The organism is Janthinobacterium sp. Ant5-2-1 (assembly GCF_001445815.1).
Taxonomy (GTDB): domain Bacteria; phylum Pseudomonadota; class Gammaproteobacteria; order Burkholderiales; family Burkholderiaceae_D; genus Janthinobacterium; species Janthinobacterium lividum_E.
The window spans coordinates 1-1253 of the sequence record NZ_LNCE01000088.1; the positions used below are offsets into that span (position 1 = coordinate 1).

Genomic DNA, 1253 nt, shown 5'->3' on the forward strand with positions numbered 1-1253 from the left:
GTTTCCAGCAGTGGCGGGGTTTGTCCCTTGCGCACGATCTGCACGAAAATCTCATTCTGTTTGACCATGCCCAGCTCATAGCGGGCACGCTCCTCGACGGCGCCGGTACCATCTTTCAGGTCGCGCACTTCGGATTCGAGCTTGGCGTTTCTCGCCTTCAATTCCACATTCTTCTTGTTGGCCAGCGCCACTTGGGCTTCCATGTCGGCAACACGCAGCCAGCCGCCTTTACCCAGCCAGAGGGGAAATTGGATCAGCAGCAGCAGGGCTGCCAGGGCGAGCGTAATCAGGCGCATGGGACATTCAGTTAACAAACCGGCCGGATCTCTCCGGCCGGCCAGTGGGTTTTACATCAGCTTACTTCAGATTATAGAACGCATCGCGACCAGGGTAGCTGGCGATGTCGCCCAGGTCTTCCTCGATACGCAGCAGCTGGTTGTACTTGGCCATGCGGTCCGAACGCGACATCGAGCCGGTCTTGATCTGCAGAGCGTTGGTAGCAACGGCGATATCGGCGATGGTCGAGTCTTCCGTTTCGCCCGAGCGGTGCGAAATGACGGCCGTGTAGCCGGCGCGCTTGGCCATTTCGATGGCGGCGAAAGTTTCCGTCAGGGTGCCGATCTGGTTGATCTTGATCAGGATCGAGTTGGCGATGCCTTTCGAAATGCCTTCTTTCAGGATCTTGGTGTTGGTGACATACAGATCGTCGCCGACCAGCTGCACTTTCTTGCCCAGTTCCGCCGTCAGAATCGCCCAGCCGTCCCAGTCGCCTTCGTGCATCGCGTCTTCGATCGAGATGATCGGGTACTTGTCGCACCAGGTCGCCAGCAGGTTGGTGAACTCGGTAGCCGTCAGGCTCAGGCCTTCGCCTTCCATTTCGTACTTGCCGTTCTTGTAGAACTCGGACGCGGCGCAATCGAGGCCGATGGCGATCTGCGTGCCTGGCTCGTAGCCCGCTTCTTCGATGGCCTGGATGATCAGCTTGATGGCTTCTTCATGGTTGGCCAGCGATGGTGCGAAACCGCCTTCGTCGCCCACGTTGGTGTTCAGACCCTTCTTGTGCAGGATCTTTTTCAGCGTGTGGAACACTTCCGCGCCGTAGCGGACGGCTTCCTTGAACGACGGGGCGCCCACGGGAATGATCATGAATTCCTGGATGTCCAGGTTGTTGTCGGCGTGCGCGCCGCCGTTGATGACGTTCATCATCGGCACTGGCATCTGCATGGCGCCCGAACCGCCGAAATAGCGGTACA

At 58.6% G+C, this 1253-nt stretch carries 2 protein-coding genes; both read right to left on the reverse strand.

Annotation, left to right across the window (positions count from 1 at the left end):
* Positions 1-296, reverse strand: a 296-nt coding sequence (ftsB, locus tag ASN89_RS24090; RefSeq protein ID WP_058051036.1) for a cell division protein FtsB, incomplete at its 3' end; no start/stop codon positions are given.
* A gap of 61 nt (positions 297-357) precedes the next feature.
* On the reverse strand, positions 358-1253 hold an 896-nt coding region (gene eno, locus ASN89_RS24095; protein ID WP_058051035.1), incomplete at its 5' end, for a phosphopyruvate hydratase.